This window comes from Streptomyces sp. NPDC126510, assembly GCF_040302345.1.
Taxonomy (GTDB): domain Bacteria; phylum Actinomycetota; class Actinomycetes; order Streptomycetales; family Streptomycetaceae; genus Streptomyces.
This window is the reverse complement of sequence record NZ_JBEORR010000019.1, coordinates 104,418-119,609: the sequence shown is the minus strand read 5'-3', so window position 1 is coordinate 119,609 and position 15,192 is coordinate 104,418. Positions and strand designations below refer to the sequence as shown.

Annotated in this window: 20 protein-coding genes, 1 tRNA gene and 2 pseudogenes; 15 read left to right on the top strand and 8 right to left on the bottom strand. The window is 68.1% G+C overall.

Annotated elements, in window-relative coordinates; genetic code table 11:
• Window positions 1-13: 13 nt before the first annotated feature.
• Window positions 14-1,093, bottom strand: a complete 1,080-nt coding sequence (locus ABTX60_RS25975) for a DUF3344 domain-containing protein (RefSeq protein WP_352099402.1) — start codon at window positions 1,091-1,093, stop codon at window positions 14-16.
• A gap of 399 nt (window positions 1,094-1,492) precedes the next feature.
• On the opposite strand from ABTX60_RS25975, the gene ABTX60_RS25970 reads away from it, so the two are divergent.
• The 4 genes from ABTX60_RS25970 (at window position 1,493) to ABTX60_RS25955 (ending at window position 4,615) form a co-directional block, all read left to right on the top strand.
• Window positions 1,493-2,206, top strand: coding sequence for a hypothetical protein (locus ABTX60_RS25970; RefSeq protein WP_352099401.1), 714 nt, complete (start codon window positions 1,493-1,495; stop codon window positions 2,204-2,206).
• A gap of 235 nt (window positions 2,207-2,441) precedes the next feature.
• Entirely contained in the window at window positions 2,442-3,026 is a 585-nt protein-coding gene (locus ABTX60_RS25965) for a hypothetical protein (RefSeq protein ID WP_352099456.1), read from the top strand.
• Window positions 3,027-3,261: 235 nt separating this feature from the next.
• Window positions 3,262-3,765, top strand: a complete 504-nt coding sequence (locus tag ABTX60_RS25960) for a tyrosinase cofactor (RefSeq protein ID WP_352099453.1) — start codon at window positions 3,262-3,264, stop codon at window positions 3,763-3,765.
• A complete protein-coding gene (locus tag ABTX60_RS25955) occupies window positions 3,749-4,615 on the top strand; it encodes a tyrosinase family protein (protein ID WP_352099400.1) in 867 nt (288 codons plus the stop codon). Before ABTX60_RS25960 ends, ABTX60_RS25955 begins: the two co-directional genes overlap by 17 nt.
• A 65-nt stretch (window positions 4,616-4,680) precedes the next feature.
• On the opposite strand, the gene ABTX60_RS25950 is transcribed toward ABTX60_RS25955, so the two are convergent.
• Window positions 4,681-4,986: a chaplin gene (locus ABTX60_RS25950; RefSeq protein ID WP_352099399.1), complete on the bottom strand. Its 306-nt coding sequence runs from the start codon at window positions 4,984-4,986 to the stop codon at window positions 4,681-4,683.
• A gap of 228 nt (window positions 4,987-5,214) precedes the next feature.
• Between ABTX60_RS25950 and ABTX60_RS25945 the strand changes: the two genes are divergently transcribed.
• The 3 genes from ABTX60_RS25945 (at window position 5,215) to ABTX60_RS25935 (ending at window position 6,396) form a co-directional block, all read left to right on the top strand.
• Entirely contained in the window at window positions 5,215-5,481 is a 267-nt protein-coding gene (locus ABTX60_RS25945; RefSeq protein ID WP_352099398.1) for a hypothetical protein, read from the top strand.
• Window positions 5,482-5,724: 243 nt separating this feature from the next.
• Window positions 5,725-5,988: a hypothetical protein gene (locus ABTX60_RS25940; protein WP_351636738.1), complete on the top strand. Its 264-nt coding sequence runs from the start codon at window positions 5,725-5,727 to the stop codon at window positions 5,986-5,988.
• Between the two features lie 132 nt (window positions 5,989-6,120).
• A complete protein-coding gene (locus tag ABTX60_RS25935) occupies window positions 6,121-6,396 on the top strand; it encodes a hypothetical protein (protein ID WP_351636740.1) in 276 nt (91 codons plus the stop codon).
• A gap of 152 nt (window positions 6,397-6,548) precedes the next feature.
• Here the strand turns inward: ABTX60_RS25935 and ABTX60_RS25930 are convergent, their stop codons facing one another.
• Window positions 6,549-7,508, bottom strand: a complete 960-nt coding sequence (locus ABTX60_RS25930; RefSeq protein ID WP_352099397.1) for a D-2-hydroxyacid dehydrogenase family protein — start codon at window positions 7,506-7,508, stop codon at window positions 6,549-6,551.
• A 224-nt stretch (window positions 7,509-7,732) separates the two neighbouring features.
• A complete protein-coding gene (locus tag ABTX60_RS25925) occupies window positions 7,733-8,146 on the bottom strand; it encodes a hypothetical protein (protein WP_352099396.1) in 414 nt (137 codons plus the stop codon).
• A gap of 160 nt (window positions 8,147-8,306) precedes the next feature.
• On the opposite strand from ABTX60_RS25925, the gene ABTX60_RS25920 reads away from it, so the two are divergent.
• Together ABTX60_RS25920 and ABTX60_RS25915 are read left to right on the top strand one after the other, a co-directional pair.
• The gene (locus ABTX60_RS25920) at window positions 8,307-8,948 is read left to right on the top strand and encodes a maleylpyruvate isomerase N-terminal domain-containing protein (protein ID WP_352099395.1); all 642 of its coding nucleotides are present in this window, start codon (window positions 8,307-8,309) and stop codon (window positions 8,946-8,948) included.
• Between the two features lie 177 nt (window positions 8,949-9,125).
• Window positions 9,126-9,321: pseudogene (locus ABTX60_RS25915) on the top strand (IS630 family transposase); the annotation flags it as partial.
• 101 nt (window positions 9,322-9,422) lie between these two features.
• On the opposite strand, the gene ABTX60_RS25910 reads toward ABTX60_RS25915, so the two are convergent.
• Window positions 9,423-10,151 carry an SDR family oxidoreductase gene (locus tag ABTX60_RS25910; RefSeq protein WP_352099394.1) on the bottom strand — a complete coding sequence of 243 codons (729 nt, stop codon included), beginning with the start codon at window positions 10,149-10,151 and terminating at the stop codon, window positions 9,423-9,425.
• Between the two features lie 76 nt (window positions 10,152-10,227).
• Here ABTX60_RS25910 and ABTX60_RS25905 point away from each other — a divergent pair, with 76 nt between their 5' ends.
• The 3 genes and pseudogenes from ABTX60_RS25905 to ABTX60_RS25895 all read left to right on the top strand — a co-directional run bounded on the left by ABTX60_RS25905 (window position 10,228) and on the right by ABTX60_RS25895 (window position 12,083).
• The gene (locus tag ABTX60_RS25905) at window positions 10,228-10,605 is read left to right on the top strand and encodes a MerR family transcriptional regulator (protein WP_352099393.1); all 378 of its coding nucleotides are present in this window, start codon (window positions 10,228-10,230) and stop codon (window positions 10,603-10,605) included.
• 429 nt (window positions 10,606-11,034) lie between these two features.
• Window positions 11,035-11,349 (top strand): annotated as a pseudogene (locus ABTX60_RS25900) (Imm10 family immunity protein); the annotation flags it as partial.
• 326 nt (window positions 11,350-11,675) lie between these two features.
• Complete coding sequence (locus ABTX60_RS25895; protein WP_352099392.1) at window positions 11,676-12,083, top strand: hypothetical protein; 408 nt, start codon at window positions 11,676-11,678, stop codon at window positions 12,081-12,083.
• A gap of 595 nt (window positions 12,084-12,678) precedes the next feature.
• Here ABTX60_RS25895 and ABTX60_RS25890 read toward each other — a convergent pair.
• The 3 genes from ABTX60_RS25890 to ABTX60_RS25885 form a co-directional block, all read right to left on the bottom strand.
• Window positions 12,679-12,760 (bottom strand) — tRNA-Arg (locus tag ABTX60_RS25890).
• 64 nt (window positions 12,761-12,824) lie between these two features.
• Window positions 12,825-13,034 (bottom strand): DUF7660 family protein, encoded by a 210-nt coding sequence (locus ABTX60_RS43260; RefSeq protein WP_502992396.1) that lies wholly within the window; start codon window positions 13,032-13,034, stop codon window positions 12,825-12,827.
• Between the two features lie 79 nt (window positions 13,035-13,113).
• Entirely contained in the window at window positions 13,114-13,869 is a 756-nt protein-coding gene (locus tag ABTX60_RS25885; protein ID WP_352099391.1) for a GntR family transcriptional regulator, read from the bottom strand.
• A gap of 78 nt (window positions 13,870-13,947) precedes the next feature.
• Between ABTX60_RS25885 and ABTX60_RS25880 the strand changes: the two genes are divergently transcribed.
• The 3 genes from ABTX60_RS25880 to ABTX60_RS25870 all read left to right on the top strand — a co-directional run bounded on the left by ABTX60_RS25880 (window position 13,948) and on the right by ABTX60_RS25870 (window position 15,118).
• Window positions 13,948-14,226, top strand: a complete 279-nt coding sequence (locus ABTX60_RS25880) for a hypothetical protein (RefSeq protein WP_352099390.1) — start codon at window positions 13,948-13,950, stop codon at window positions 14,224-14,226.
• Between the two features lie 12 nt (window positions 14,227-14,238).
• Window positions 14,239-14,556, top strand: a complete 318-nt coding sequence (locus ABTX60_RS25875) for a hypothetical protein (protein ID WP_352099389.1) — start codon at window positions 14,239-14,241, stop codon at window positions 14,554-14,556.
• 265 nt (window positions 14,557-14,821) lie between these two features.
• Entirely contained in the window at window positions 14,822-15,118 is a 297-nt protein-coding gene (locus ABTX60_RS25870; protein WP_352099388.1) for a hypothetical protein, read from the top strand.
• Window positions 15,119-15,192 lie beyond the last annotated feature (74 nt).

Below are 15,192 nucleotides of genomic sequence, written 5' to 3'. Positions count from 1 at the left end.
GGCGGCGACGTACTCACCGCCGTGCGTCGACGGCGGCGAAGAGCACGCCGGCCCACGCCGCGTCCTGCTGAGACTGGATCCGGAAGGTCATCTGGTCCCCGCCGTTCTGCAGGGCGCTTCCGAGATCGAACACGTCGGAGTCGTAACCGAGGGTGTTGGTGTGGGCGGGCACACGGGACGCATCCGCCCCGGGCTCGCTGATGGTGGAGTTCAGGACGTCGTCGCGGGGGTTGGCGGAGTTGCTGAGGGCGGTCCCGGACTGGCCGGTCGTCACGGTGAACGAGTCTCCGCCGGTGCCGCGGTCGCCGTTGTACGCCACCAGGCCCGCACGGCCCCACGCGCCCGCGGCGAAGTCGAGGCCGCCCAGGCCGATCTCCTGACCCCCCAGGGGGGTGAAGCCGTCCCAGACCGCGAGGTGCCGCAGCGGCTCCGCCGGGTTCTCGTAGGCCACCACGAGCGTCCAGCCGCCCCAGGCCCCGGCCGTGGATCTGCCCATGGCGATGTTGATCTGCGCCACGGTGTACAGACCCGCTCCGCCCTCCCGCACCAGCCGTGTCACGTCGGCCGAGGCCTGGAAGGCGTCCATGCCGTCCATGACGCGGTGTCCGACCGTCGTGTCCGCGAGCAACTCCTTGTACTCGCCGCCGGGTTCGGCGATCAGCACGCGCCCGTTGTCCTGTGGCGGCTTCTGTTCGCCCACGCGCAGGTTGCCACCCCAGTAGAGGCGCGCGTACGTCACCCGGGAGCCGCTGGGCAGACGGACCTCCCCGCGGGAGGAGTTGTACGTGTTGGCGTCGCGGTCGACGTCGACGTAGAACATGTCGAAGTCGCCGTTCACACCGGGGCCGCCCGCCTGGACATCGGGACACGAAGAGCTCTGGGCCGTGCGGCAGGTGATCGATGCGTTGGCAGCGCGTACGATGCCGCCGTGCTGGAGCGCGCGGTACCGCTCGCTGAAGCTGAGACGCTCGGCTTCCGGCGACGGCGCGGCAGCCGGTGCGGCGGAGGGTGAACTGCCGGCCGCCCACACGGCGGCAAGAGCGAGGACGCCCACGGTCGCGCGGCGGAACAGCGGGCCCAAGGAATGACGCATGACCGGTCGTTGCCCTTTCGAACGGGGGGCCGTGGCAGAGCGCCACGAAGGCGATGTGTCCGCGCTGAGAGTGCGTCGGGCGGTTCGCAACTCTAGTCATTAACCGGACATAGTCGATGAAATCCGATGAAATCTGACAAGTGTGTCGGAATCGTGAAAGCGCGAGTCTCTGCTGCTTCCGGCCGTCGGCCTGCCCCTCGGTAGCCGCCCTCCGCTCCGCGCGGGCCGCCGCATTGCTCCGTCAGGGCACGGAGCGGTGCGCCCTTACGAACCGTCTGATCAGCCCTGACGCGGCGAAAGGGGGAATTGCGGAATCCCGAAAAGCGTATGAGCGGTTGCGGGAAGGCGTGGGTGCTTTCACGGTGGGCTCAAGATCCAACGCCGTCGAAAGGAATTCCCATGTGTGCTCTGCCCGTGCGGCGCATCGCGTCCGGTGCGCTCTGCGCCGCCCTTCTGGTCGGGATCACCGGCCCCGTCGCCATGGCGGCCGAATCGTCCCGCGGGCACGGCCATGTGGCGCCCGAGGCCCGGCTTCCCGGCGTGGAGGCGCGGCTCGCGCAGATCGAGAAACTGCACTGGGGCGAGCTCACCCCCGTCGCCGACCTGCTGACGACTGTGCTCCGGAACAGCAACGGCACACTGCCTCCGGCGGAGGCCAGGAAGCTCGGAGCCGCCGCGAAGGCCGCCCTGACCGAGGCGGCCGCCAAGCGGACGCGAACCCCGCTCATGTCGACGGTGGTGCGGCTACCCGCTCCCGCCCTGCCCGTCGCGGTACCCGGGGTGCCGGTGCCGCGCGCCGCCGACCCCGTGACCGACCTGCTGGACCTCGTGGTCGGAGCGGTCGACGGCCTCCTGGAGGCGATCACCTCGCGTGTCGACGGCGTCCTTCCCTCGGTCGACGGTTTGCTGACCGGAGTGGACGACCTCCTGGCCGCGCTGGACGGAGGTGGCCTCTCGCTCCCGGACGAATCCGATGCGTCGGCACCGTCCGAGGAGTCGTCCGCCGAGCCGGCCGGCCCGTTGCCGACACCGGAACCCGCCGAGACGGCTGTCACGCTCCCCGAGCTCTCGGAGATCCAACTGCTGACGCCGGTCGTGTCGCCGACTTCTTGACCCAGAGCCCGTCAGTCGTGGTGCCGACCTCAGGGAGCGGCGCCACGACTGTCGCTCTTCCCGCCCCACTTCGTGTTTCCTTCGGTTTCTTCCCGGCCCCGGTTCCGGTCTTTTAATAGGTCTCGTATGAGGTATCGGCAATCTTCGGGATCTCGGTTTCCGCCCAGACCAGGGCTCGTTAGGCACGGCGACAGAATCCCCTCCGGCGACGTGCGTTGCCGAAGAAAGGAACACGATGAAGTCTCTGAAGGCTGCCGCCGTCTTTGCCGGGTCACTGATCGCCGCTGGATCCGCCACCCCCGCGATCGCCTACAACGCTCCGCAGCAGGCGCCGACCGGCTACAGCGCCCCCGACCAGGCGCCGGCTGCTCAGAGTGCTCCGTACTACGCGTCGGCTCCTCAGCAGGCTGCTCCCTACCAGGCGCCGGCTCCTCAGCAGGCTGCTCCCTACCAGGCGCCGGCTCCTCAGCAGGCTGCTCCCTACCAGGCGCCGGCCCCGCAGCAGGCTGCTCCCTACCAGGCGCCGGCTCCTCAGCAGGCTGCTCCCTACCAGGCGCCGGCCCCGCAGCAGGCTGCTCCCTACCAGGCCCAGGCCCCGCAGCAGGCCCCGGCCCCTAGCCCCGCCCCGGAGCAGGCGCCCGCAGCGCCGGAGGGCCACCGCGCCCGGGACCTGGCAGCCACCAGCATCAGCGGCGACGCGACCACCCGGGTTCCGCTCGACGTGACCGCTGAAGGTTCGAACGCGCTGCTCCCCACGGCCAAGGAGGCTGCGGCTGCGCTGAATGAGGCCAAGCCGGCGCACGGCAACCTGTGGCTGTAGGGCCGAGACCCACCAGTCAGGAGGCGGTCCTCAGTGGTGCTGGGGGCCGTCTCCGTGTTTGTCCCACCCGGTGCAGCGACCGGACCGCTGCGAGACTCCTGGTGCATCGTCCTGACGGACACAACGGTCGCCTACCGCTGGCTCCCGTGTCACTGCAATGGCCGCGCCATGGTGACCGCCCCTCGGTGTTCCTCGGTTACGGCTATGGGACAACCGAAGGGACGTGGAGCGAATCATGGTCGTCGACATCGGCGCGGTACCGGCCGGCGCCGCGGGTGCGGCACCGCGCCCGCCGCAGCCCGGAAGGGAACGAACCGCACGGCGAGACGCGGTGCGAGGTCTGGCCGCGGGCGCACTCGCCGCGGTCATGGTCCGGTTCGCCACCGCTTCCCGACCTCGACGCCCCGGCCCGGAGTCCGGGAACGCGATGCCCGACACCCGCTTCGACGAGACCTACGGCGGCCGCCGCATCCGAGGTGTGCGGATCTCCGAGCGTGGTACGGCTGAGGGCGGCCGGTGGCTGGTCATGGTGGACGGCCGACCACTGCACCTGATGCGCCGGGCCGACGGTACCTGGCTGAGCATGGTCGACCATTACTGCTCCTACCGGTCACCGCTCGAGGCCGCCCGCGCGGCCGTCGACCAGCTCGGCCCCGGTCAACGACTGCGCGAGCCGGCCCGGAGCCCCGGAGGCACGGGACATCTGCACACGGGAGGCCGACATGGCGTACGTACGTAAGGACGCCGGCATGCTCACCAAGACCGAGCGGCGCCGCTTCGTCAGGGCGCTGCTGGAGGTCAAACGGCGGGGTGAGTACGAGGAGTTCGTGCGGATGCACATCGAGTACTTCTCCGCGGACGGTGAGCATGGGCTGCGCGCCGCGCACATGGCGCCCTCGTTCCTGCCCTGGCACCGCCGGTTCCTGCTCGAACTGGAGCACGCGCTGCGCCGGGTGGACTCCTCGGTGACGGTGCCCTACTGGGACTGGACGCGTGACCGCACGACCACGTCCGCGCCATGGACGGCGGACCTCCTCGGCGGCAACGGGCGCCGGTCCGACCACCAGGTGACGACCGGTCCGTTCGCTCACCGAGAGGGCGACTGGCCCATCACGACGGGCGTGACCGACCTGAAGTTCCTCACCCGTGACCTCGGCCGCCGCCGCGCCCGGATCGACCTGCCCACCAAGAGCGAGCTGGAGTGGGCACTGAAGGATCCGGTGTACGACATGGCGCCCTGGAACTCGACGGTCCCCCGAGGTTTCCGCAACAAACTGGAAGGCTGGGGTGGCGGCCGAGGCGCCACCTCCTGGCACAACCACAACCGGGTGCACCGCTGGGTGGGCGGGACGATACTCGGCGGGGCCTCCGTCAACGACCCCGTCTTCTGGCTGCACCACGCCTTCGTGGACCTCCAGTGGCACCGCTGGCAACTGCGTCACCGCAGGGCGCGCTATCTTCCCGCCACGCCGCCGGGACAAGACGACGAGCAGTACGCCCGGATCGTGGCGAGACACCAGACACTGCCGCCGTGGGACGTGACACCGGACGAGCTGGAGGATGTCAGCCACATCTACCGGTACGCGTGAGTGCGAAGCTTCACGGCAAGAGCCCCGGCGCTGGGCGCGCCGGGGCTCTGGGGGGAACGGCAGGATCAGTGGCCGTGGTGGTGACCGGCCTTCTTGTCGGCCTTCTTGCCGGCCTTCTTCTTGTCCTTCTCGTCGTCGCCGTTCTTGCAGACGCCGGAGGCCTCGTTGAGCGCGCCGATCAGAGTGACGGTGTTGCCGCACACATTGATGGGCACGTGGAGCGGGACCTGGACCACATTGCCGGACAGGAAGCCCGGCGAGCCGATCGCCGCAGCCTTGGCGCCGGCGTCCGCGGCGGCCAGACCGGCCCCGCTGAGCACCATGGCGCCCGTGCCCAGTGCGACAGCGCCAACCTTCGCGATGTGAGACATCACGTTCTCCTTAGTGATTCCGAATGAGTGCGGCAGCGGCGCGCGACCGCACTGCCCGTTCAACGCGACGGCCGGGGGCCGGTCACGGCTGCCGAAACGATGGTTTTTTCATGAAAGTTGCGCTTGTGCGCGTTTTGTCTGTGAAGAGGCAGAAAAAATCGTCTACTGTCAGCGACTGTAAGTGACCGATCCGTAACGGATCGTGTTGACCCGAGAAACGGAGAAGTAATGCGCAAGTTCCAGAAGGCCGCGGTCGTCGCGGCCATGCTCGGCAGCGTCAGCTTCCTCGGTGCTGGCGTCAGCCAGGCCTACGGTGGCGACAAGCCGAACGTGGACATCGACACCGTCCAGAGCAACGTCTGTGGCAACGAGTCGCAGTCGGGCGTTCTGAACATCGGTCGCGCCAACGTCCAGATCCTGGACATCCTGGCGAACCAGCCGGTCGAGCAGAACACCTCGGTGACCTGCGGTAACGCCGTCGGCGTCGGCAAGTGAACCGTCGCTGACCAGGTGACCTGAGCGGGCCCCGCGCCCGGACCATGTGTCCGGACGCGGGGCCCGCTCGCTGTTGTGCGGGCCCGCCGGTCGTCGGCGTCGCCGTGGGTCCCTCACGGGCATTTCAAGAAAATGGCGCGACTCGGCGTTTCGCCTGTCAAAAGCCGCGAACGTCTCCTAGGTTTAACACTGTCGGTAGGCGGTCCATCACGGACCGTGTGCGACGTAAGAAACGGAGAGGTAATGCGCAAGTTCCAGAAGGCCGCGGTCGTCATGGCCGCGCTCGGCACCGTCACCTTCCTCGGCGCCGGCGTCAGCCAGGCCGGCGACGGGTCGCTCGAGGTGGACACCAAGCAGTCCAACACGTGCGGCAACGAGAGCCAGTCGGGCGTCCTCAACATCGGCCGCATCAATGTCCAGGTCCTGGACATCCTGGCGAACCAGCCTGTTGACCAGAGCAAGTCGGTGTCCTGCACCAACGCCTTTGCTCTCGGCGGCGGTCACTGAACAGGTGACCCGGGCGGGCCTCGAGACTCGAACGACGTTTCGGGCCCCGGGGCCCGCCCCCGGCTTTTGCCGATGCAAGTTCTCGAAGGTCCCCGTCGTCCACTCGGGGAATCGCCGTAAAGGAGTATGGACATGCCGAATGCAAAGAGGATCGCAGTCGTAGCGGGGGTTCTGTGGAGCGTGGCTCTCCTCGGAGCCGGGGCCGGCCAGGCCTTCGCCCTCGACGGCTCGGGCGGGTCCAGTGGCTCTGGCAAGTGCGTCGATGACGGCAAGGGGAATGTCCGCTGCGTGCACGAGGCCGTATACCGCGACAGAAACGGAAACGTCCACGTCGTCACGAGCCAGGCGCAGAGCTGTTCAAGCGAGGGCTGCAGCAGCAATGTCGTCATCGGTGGCAAGGACTCCTGACGTCCGAGACAGCCGAGGCGCCCTTGTCCACGCCGGCGCCTGTTGGTAAGTCCACCCGTCGGTCAGAGATGGCCGGGACCCGGTACCGGGTCCCGGCCATTTGCGTGTGCCGAGGGCCGCTGCCACTCGCATGCGGCGCCCGACGGACGTCTTCAGGGCAGCCGTCGGACGGGCGCGCCCGCGAGGAACGCGCGGATGTTCTCGACCGCCTGCCCGTAGTACGTCGCGTAGTTGGCCCGGGAGACGTAGCCGAGGTGCGGCGTGGCGAGGAGGCGGGGCGCCGTGCGCATCGGGTGGTTCGCGGGAAGGGGCTCGACGTCGAAGACGTCCACGCCGGCGCCGGCGATACGGCCCGTGTGTAGGGCGTCGAGGAGGGCGTCCTGGTCGACGATCGCCGCGCGCGAGGTGTTGATCAGGTAGGCGGACGGCTTGAGGAGGGCGAGTTCGGACCGGCCGAGCAGTCCCCTGGTGCGGTCGCCGAGGGCGAGGTGGACCGACACGAAGTCGCTGTCCGCCAGCAGTTCTTCCTTGGAGGGGGCGAGTTCCACGCCGACCTCGTCGGCGCGCTCCCGGGTGAGGTTCTGGCTCCAGGCCCCGACCCGCATGCCGAAGGCGAGCCCGACCTGGGCGACCCGGCTGCCGATCTTCCCCAGGCCGAGCAGTCCGAGACGCCGGCCGTGCAGATCGGCACCGACGGTGCTCTGCCAGGGGCCGCCGGAGCGCAGGGCGTTGCTCTCCTCGACGAGCCCGCGTGCGAGGCCGAGCAGCAGCGCCCAGGTCAGCTCGACCGGAGGGGTGGAGGAACTGGCCGTGCCGCACACCGTGACGCCGTGGGCGTCGGCGGCCGCGTAGTCGATGACGGAGTTCCGCATGCCGGAGGCGACGATCAGTTTTAGCCGGGGCAGCCGGGCGATCAGCGACCCGGGGAACGGCACGCGTTCGCGCAGGGTCACGACGATGTCGAAGCCGGCCAGCGCCGCGGCCAGGTCGTCCTCGCCTTCGATGTGCCGATCGAAGGTCACGACCTCCACGTCGTCCGCGACCCCCGCCCAGTCGGCGACCTCGGTCGCCACCTTCTGAAAGTCGTCCAGCACAGCGCATCGCAGCCGCACGGCTTGCCCCTTTCACGGTGCAGGGTCCGGTCAGGTCCGGTTTGGGACGGTCCGGTCCGGTCCGGTCCGGTCCGATCCGGTTCGGGTTTGGATCCGGGTCGGCGCTCGGGGACCATGATCGCGCGTGCCCGGGGGTTGCGGAAAGTGGCAGAACCTCGGCACCGCTTCCCGCCGACCCCTTCGTCTTCGTCCCGGATCGCTCGGGGGTGGGCCCCCGATCCGGTCTAGGGCTGCGACTGACCCTGTTCGCCGGGGAGTCCACCACGGGACTCGTCGAGAAACTCGTCACGGAACTCGTCGAGCAGCTCGAAGAACAGCTCCAGCGCAGGCCGGCCGGTGGCTTCGGCGTATCGCTCGATCACGGTCGACCAGCCCAGAGAGGTCTGCCCGCCCATGCGCCGCTCCAGCCACAGGTCGAACGGACTCTGACCTCCCGGGCTCCAGAAGTCGAACGGCTCCTCGGCGCCGTGCACGGCAAGGGCCACCCGGTACCCGGCCAGCATGGAATCCAGATGCTGCAACGACCTGTCACGCACCCACATGCCCGGGCGCAGTCGTACCTCCTCCAGGAGGTCGTACACATCGCGCATCGCGGTAAGCCGTTCGTGCGCGCTCCGGGCCTTCTCCGTCGCCGTCATGGGGGAACCGTACTGTCGCGTCGCGGGCGGCATGACGGAGTCCCCGGTCGTCCGTCCTTGGATGGTTCACGAGCACCGCCTGCTCCGTAGCTCCGTGACCGTCGGTCCACCAAGTGGACGCACCCGCCGTCGTGATCTTGCTCCCTGGGACGATGCCTGCATGACTGACGGGATACGGAATGTGTACCTGCAGGCGGCCGAGAAGGCCGTGGGCCTGCTGGCGGGCGAGAAGGTGGCCAGCTCTTGGACATCCGAGTCCGCGCTCCTCGGGATGTCAGTGGGCGGGCTGGCCGGCCACCTTGCTCGAAGTGTCCTGCAGGTTGAGTGGTTCCTCGACGGTCAGGTGGTCGGCGCGGAACCGGTGTCGCCGGTGCGGTATTACGCGCGACTCGTCGGCACATCGACCCCGGAATCGGCGCTGAACGTCGGAGTGCGTACCCGCAGCGAGGAAACAGCCGCCGCTGGTCCGGAGACCGTGGCCGACCAGGCACGGGCGGCGTGGGAGCGGCTGACGCGACGGCTGAGCGCCGAGCCGGTCGATCGACGGGTGGAGGTCCTGCACCGGCCGGGGGAGGAGATGCTGCTCGACGGCTACCTGCAGACTCGTTGCGTCGAGTTGGCGGTGCACATCGAGGACCTCGCACTCAGCGTGGGCAGTGACTGCCGGGCGCCCGATGCCGCGGTAGCCATCGCGGTTGACGTGCTCGTCGCGGCCGCCCGCGACCGGCACGGGGACCAAGCCGTGTTGCATGCGCTGGCCAGGCGCGAGCGCGACGTCGACCAGGCGCTGCGGGTGCTGTAGCTCGCCTTCCGGCGCCGGCACGTCCTGAGCCCGTGCGAGGGTTCGAGGATGCCCTGCGGGGTGAAACGGCTCCTGACCAGCGCCGCCGCAGGCGAAGACCGGGTCACATCGCGGACATACACCGGCGGTGCGGGTCCGCGGCCGTTCCCGCAGACGGATATCCATTGCCGAACTGGATTGCCGCCCCATGCACCCGACCTCAACCCCGTCGAAGGCATCTGGTCTCCCCTGCGACGCAGCTGGCTCTCCAACGTCGCCTTCATGACCCCCCGAACACCTCGACCAGCGCATCCGACGCGGCTTACGCCTCATCCAGTGCCGCAGTCACCTCATAGACGGCTGCCCCGCCGAGACCGGCCTGACCATCGGACCCGCCGATCAGCGACCCGACACCACGAGTTCGACCTCAAGTAGAGGAGCTCGAGAGGCCGATGGGGAAGCAGCCGACCGAAGTCCGTGCGGCCCGAGGGGCCCTCAGGCCGCCATCAGCGCCGCCAGGGCGCGGTCCATTGCGGCGTTGAACTCTTCCGGCGCAAGCGGCAGACGGGACTTGACGTCCCGACTCCACTGGTCGGCGAGGACCTCGGCGGAGCCCGCCTCGACACCGTCGAGGGCCGCGTCGGCCAGGTCCGACGGAGCGATCTTGTCCACCGGCCAGGCCGCGGCCATGTCGGTGTCGGCCAGGCCGAGGTGTACCGCTGTGACGAGCGTGCCCTGCTCGGCGAGCTCCAGGCGGACGCCGTTGGTCATGGCCCACGCGGCGGCCTTGGTCAGGTGGTAGGCGTTGGCGCCCTTGCCCCCGAACCACGACATGGCGGAGAGGACGTTGACGATCGCGCCCCCGCCGTTCCTGGCGAGCGCCGGCGCGAACTCCCGGATCATTCCCAGGTGGCCGAACATGTTGGTCTCCAGCTCGTGCCGCACCGCGTCCAGCGAACCCGTCACCAGGTCGGTCCCCGTGCTGATTCCCGCGTTGTTGATGAGTAGCGAGACGTCCGGGGCGGTCTCGGCGGCGGCCCTCACAGATGCGGGATCGGCGATGTCGAGGGGCAGCACCTCGACCCCGGGCAGGTCCACGGTCTCCGGTCGGCGGGCCGTAGCGTAGACCGTGCGGGCGCCCCGTTCGAGCAGGCGCTGGGCGAAGGCGCGGCCCAGGCCGCGGTTGGCTCCGGTGACAAGGGCGACGGCGTTGTTGATATCCATGTCCGGGACGCTAAAACCTGACGCTAGCGTCAGAGGCAAGTGCTGGTCGTCAGGGCCAGAGGTGAGGGGAATCACCATGACTGTCACAGTGGCCGCGGCCGAGCGGTTGATCCGCATCGGTGAGGTGGCACGGGGTGCCGGCGTCTCGGTGCGCGCCGTGCGCTACTACGAGCAGCAAGGGCTGCTCATCGCGGAGCGCAGCCCGTCCGGCCAGCGCCTGTACCGGCAGGACGCCATCGCCCTGGTCCGCTTCTTCCAGCAGATGTACGCCGCCGGCCTGACCAGCCGAAGGATCACCGAACTCCTTCCATGCTGGGACTCCGGGCACACCGACGCCGAGCAACGAGCCATGCTGCGAGCCGAGCGCGAGCGCATCCAGGCCAAGATCGACGACCTACAGGCCGCCCTGGACCGCCTCGACGAGGTCATCACGGTCACGGACACGCACCCGTAGGCGCGGTCGGTCAGACGTCTCATCAGCGATCTGACGTCGTTGTCTTGGTTGAGGCGATGAGGAGTTGCTGAGGGTGGAACTGTTGCCGGGTGGCCGACGCGATGTGCGGTGCTCGGGCAGGGCGGAGACCAGCGCGGTGGTCTGGTTCTCCAGGGTCTTTCCGGTCGTAGGCCGTCAGGGTTTGCCGGTCAACTGGCAGGTGCACAGACTGCCCGACTCGCCGGAAGCGTACAGGGCCATGATCACTCGCCCCAAAGCAGCTCCAGCCCAAAGCCGCTCCGCCGACCTCACGTCATCGGCCGTCGCAGGCCCTGGTAGAACACGCGTGTGACCTACAGATTCACAGCGAATATCGCCTATGGGTGGCACGAGCCGGGGCCAGACATCTATGCCCTGACTGCCGGAGTTTCCTAGTCGGAAGGCAGGGAGAGCTTCGCGCTTGAGTTCCAGTGCAGCTTCGAGGAACCCGATGCGCAGAACATCCGCAACGGCTGCGACTCATACTGCGTTGTCACCCCCGACCATGGCACCGCGTACGGGTGTGTGCGCACGGTGGAGCTGGAAGAAGACATACTGCGGGTCACGTTCGACCCCGAGTCCCTCGAAGCCTTGTTCCTGGATGATCCGGTAGTCGAGGCGGTTCTCCACGCACCGGCCGCGGACGTAGCTCACATGAGGGAGGCACTCACGCGCATCCTCACCTACGGCCGGCCGAACGTGCTCCCAGTGGTGATCGGGGTCTGAACTACTAGGAGGAACCACCGAGTAACGGGGGCAAGAAGCTTCTCGGAGTCTGCCCCCTGCAGCGCTCTGTGCGGTACAGCAGCGAGGTACAGCAACCGCCCCAACTCCTGGCGGCTGGCGGAGGCCGTAAGTAACTGCTTAGCCAGGCCAGGAAACCTCAGCGACCACCCCGCCCGTGGTTCGCATCGAGAGGGTTCACGTAGGCCTTGGACCGTTGTCCTTCTCTGCTGTGACCTGCAATGATTCAGCCCGAATCATCATTACGAGAGAGTCCAGGCATGCAACCTCCGAGACCAGGCTGTCCCGACACCGCGTCCCGTCGGCGCATGAAGCGGCCGCGCATTTCGCTGCTGCTCGCGCTCGGCATCGTCGCCGTCTCCGTTACGGGGTGTGGCAGTTCCGATGACAAAGGACTACCGGTGCACGTGGTCAACGAGTCGGCCTGGGATGCCCACGTGTTCGGTTGTCCAGGGTGCGGGAAGCTCGGGGTTGTGGTCGAAGGGGAACCTGACCGAAAGCCCGGCGGGAGCGGCGGTTCGGTCATGGGGTGGACCGAGGGACGCGCGTGGCCCGCGACGTACAAGGTCGTTGTCCGCGGAGTGGAGTCGGTCTGCCCATTCATCGACCCCGAGCCTGGTAAGGGAGAGGGCGCAATGGGGACCCGTGACGTCATCTACGTAGTGGACGAGAGCGGGAAATGCGTCGAAGGCCCGGGGAGCATGGACGAGATCTGACACCAGCGGCTGGCACCGACAATCGCGAACAGTGGCAGTCAGCATCAGATCTCAGGCGAGGGGCCGCGCCACTCTCGTGCCAGAACATGCGGGGACTCACGGGGAACCGGGGTTCACCAGGGCTGTGCCGACAGCCGACGCGCAAGGCAGAGAATCCCCATGTGCCGCCCACGATTGCCCAACCTCGCCCCTAAAGTGGTGGTCCAACCCGGTCACTGAGTCCAGACCCGCTGGAACTCTCTACTGCCTCGCTTCGCACAGCAGTATGCCTCTATGTAATGAGCGTCGACGACACCGTTCATCGTGAGTGGGCATCCACTCAACGCCGTCATCGGGGACCTGAAGTCTGGCTTCTTCGAGGGGCACTAGGCGGCGGGCGCGATCGTACGACGACAACGCACCCGTTGATCCCACGGACCCTGACCTGGTACCTCACTGTCGGGGCGGCGGGATTGAACCCACGACCGGGCTGCCCTGGACGAGCGGGGAGGCCTGCTGGCCGACAGGTGAGGGGCCGTTGCCGTCAGCGTTGCCGTCACAGACACGAAACGCCTGGAGGGGAAATCCCGCTGGGACCGTTATTGCTGGTAGGAGGTGGCGCCCCCGGCAGGACTCGAACCTGCGGCCAAGCGCTTAGAAGGCGCTTGGTGGGTTTGGTGTCGTACCGCTGCTGACCTGCTTCTCTTACCGTGCAGCACGCGTCATCGTCTGGACTTCGACACGCATTCGACGCGGCTCGGGCTACTCGTACGTCGTCGCTGCTTGCAGAGCTCGCGCGAAGAATGCCCAGTCGCCGCCAGGCGGCAACTCCCGGCCGGTGTGGCGGTACCAGCCGTCCGCGTCATCCATCCAGGCGGCCAGAGCGTCCAGGAAGCTCGGAAGGTCCGCGTTCTCCCATGAGCCTCCGTCCGGAGCATGACTGCGACGCAAGGAACGAACGAAGGCTGCCAGGTCTTCTCTGCTGTCGACGTGATCAGGAGAAGGGGACCCTACTCGGCACGTCGAGCCGGAGGTCGCCCCGTGGGGGAAGCTAGCGGTTGATCGGGATCTCGTACACGATCTCGCAGTGAGCGGCAGGCACCACGATGTCCGCTGTCTCTACGGGGCGTCCGTCGTCGCTGTAGTACGTCCGCCGGATGTGCGTAACGAGTGCGGCCTTCTGGATACCGAGAAGTGACGCCTCCTCGGCGGTCGCCTGCCTCGGCTCCGGCTGCTCCACTGCGTGGCTGACGGTGACGCCGATCGCAGCCATACGGTTCACGACTCCCGCCCCAGCGTGCGGCCCTCCCTCGGGGAGAACGACGAGAGTGCCGGCGGTGAGGTCGTACGGCTCCCAACTCGTCGACAGCTGCACCGGCCTGCCATCGGCCAGGAACTCGTACGACGTCTTGACGCACAGGCCGCCCTCGGCGATGCCGAGCCGCGCTGCGATGTCTGCCGGAGCCGGCACCTTGGCCTCGGTCCGGCTCTCCCAATCTCCTTGCCTGCCCACCGCCTTCATGTCCGCTCGGAAGGGCGATCCGCTGGGCTGCTCCCGGGCCGATGACCGGACTACCCGGACCCGCTGTCGGGGCTCGGCGACGTACGTGCCCGAACCTGCGCGCCCCTCAAGCACACCCTGGGAAATCAGCAGCTCCTGAGCCCGGCGGACCACGTTCTCGCCCACCCCGCACTCCTGGCCGATCTGAGCGCGGGACGGCAGGCGGTCCCCGGGCTCCCATACGTGTTCCGCGATCCGCCGCCGGAGTTCGTCGGCGATGCGGAGATAGGGCGGCTGCTCAGGCATATGGAAAATCTAGTCCACTAGCTCTAATCTAGTTAACTAGCTTCACTCAAAGTGATAGTCGGTGACGGAGGCTGCCCTGTGCCCGCTTCGGGAGTTCGCGTGGCAGCCATCGCTGCCCGGCTGTCCGACCTCGGGCTTCCCGCGCGCGTTGAGGAGCACGACCGGCACACGTCGGTCGAAGCAGCAGTGCCGGAGTCTCTCTCCGTCGATTTATGGCGGGAGGTCCTGGAAGCGGTGGCCGAGGCCGATCAATTCGGGCTGCTAGCCACCAGCCTGAACGACCGCACCCTCTGGGCGGTCGTACGCAAAGCGGTCCCCGCGACGGGCGATGTCGGGGGACCGAGCCATCAGCGATAGGAGCTGACCAGCATGCTCAACCGTATCCGTCGCGCCGTTGCCCTCGCCAGAGCGCGGCATGTCCCCAAGGGCAGGCACCGCCGCACCTTAAGGCCCTCGCGGCCACCGATGATCGCCGCCGATTCCCCGGCATCCGCTGACGAGCCGACAGTCGCCCTCGCGCAGGCCGTCAACGAGCCGAGCCATCGGCAATTGCTCAGGGGCGAGGACAGTGCACTCGTCCGTCCGTATGTGCTGGCGAGAGAAGGCCGCACCCGACGGCGCCCGACGGTCGTCATTGCTCCCTACCTGTCGACCGACGCCCGGTCGACTCTCCTGGAGGTTCAGTGACGTCCTTGCGGCGGCAGGCTCTCGGCCCGGACACCTCAGCCACCTCGTACCGCTCGGCTGCTTGCCAGATTGGCACGCACCCGGCCTGCGCGGAGTCCACTCCGGATTTGGCGCCGGTCGACCTCCCCTTGATCTACGAGGCCTGCGGCTGCCTGTGCCACTCGCCATCTGACCAGTCTCGGCCCGGAGGCGACGCAGCGAGGGGTTCGAAATCGAGCGGCACGCCGGCGCCTGACCTCGAGGCCACCGAGGGGCGAGTAAAAGGATGACGGCACAGGATGAACTGAGGCTCCTCCCATGGGCGGGGCCGGACGGCAAGCCGTGCTATCTCAGCACTGGTGACCATGGGGGCTACGTGTCCCGCCTGGCGGACCACATCGAGGCTTTCCAGCTTGGGATGGCATCCCAGCTGCTTGAGCATGCACGTCAGGTACTCGACGACGACACCGAAGACCTGGAGGAGTTGCACCTTCTCGCCGCCCAGTTGACCAGCGCATTGCGGGACGTGCTGCGCGTAGCAACCAGCCGTGGACGCGAGCCGGTCGCGCCTGGGCGCCGTTGAGGGAACTGAGCGGCAGCCGTTTGTAGTGCGGCAAGGAGCCTTGGAGACGGTCCGGGGCTCCTTGTTTCATCTGG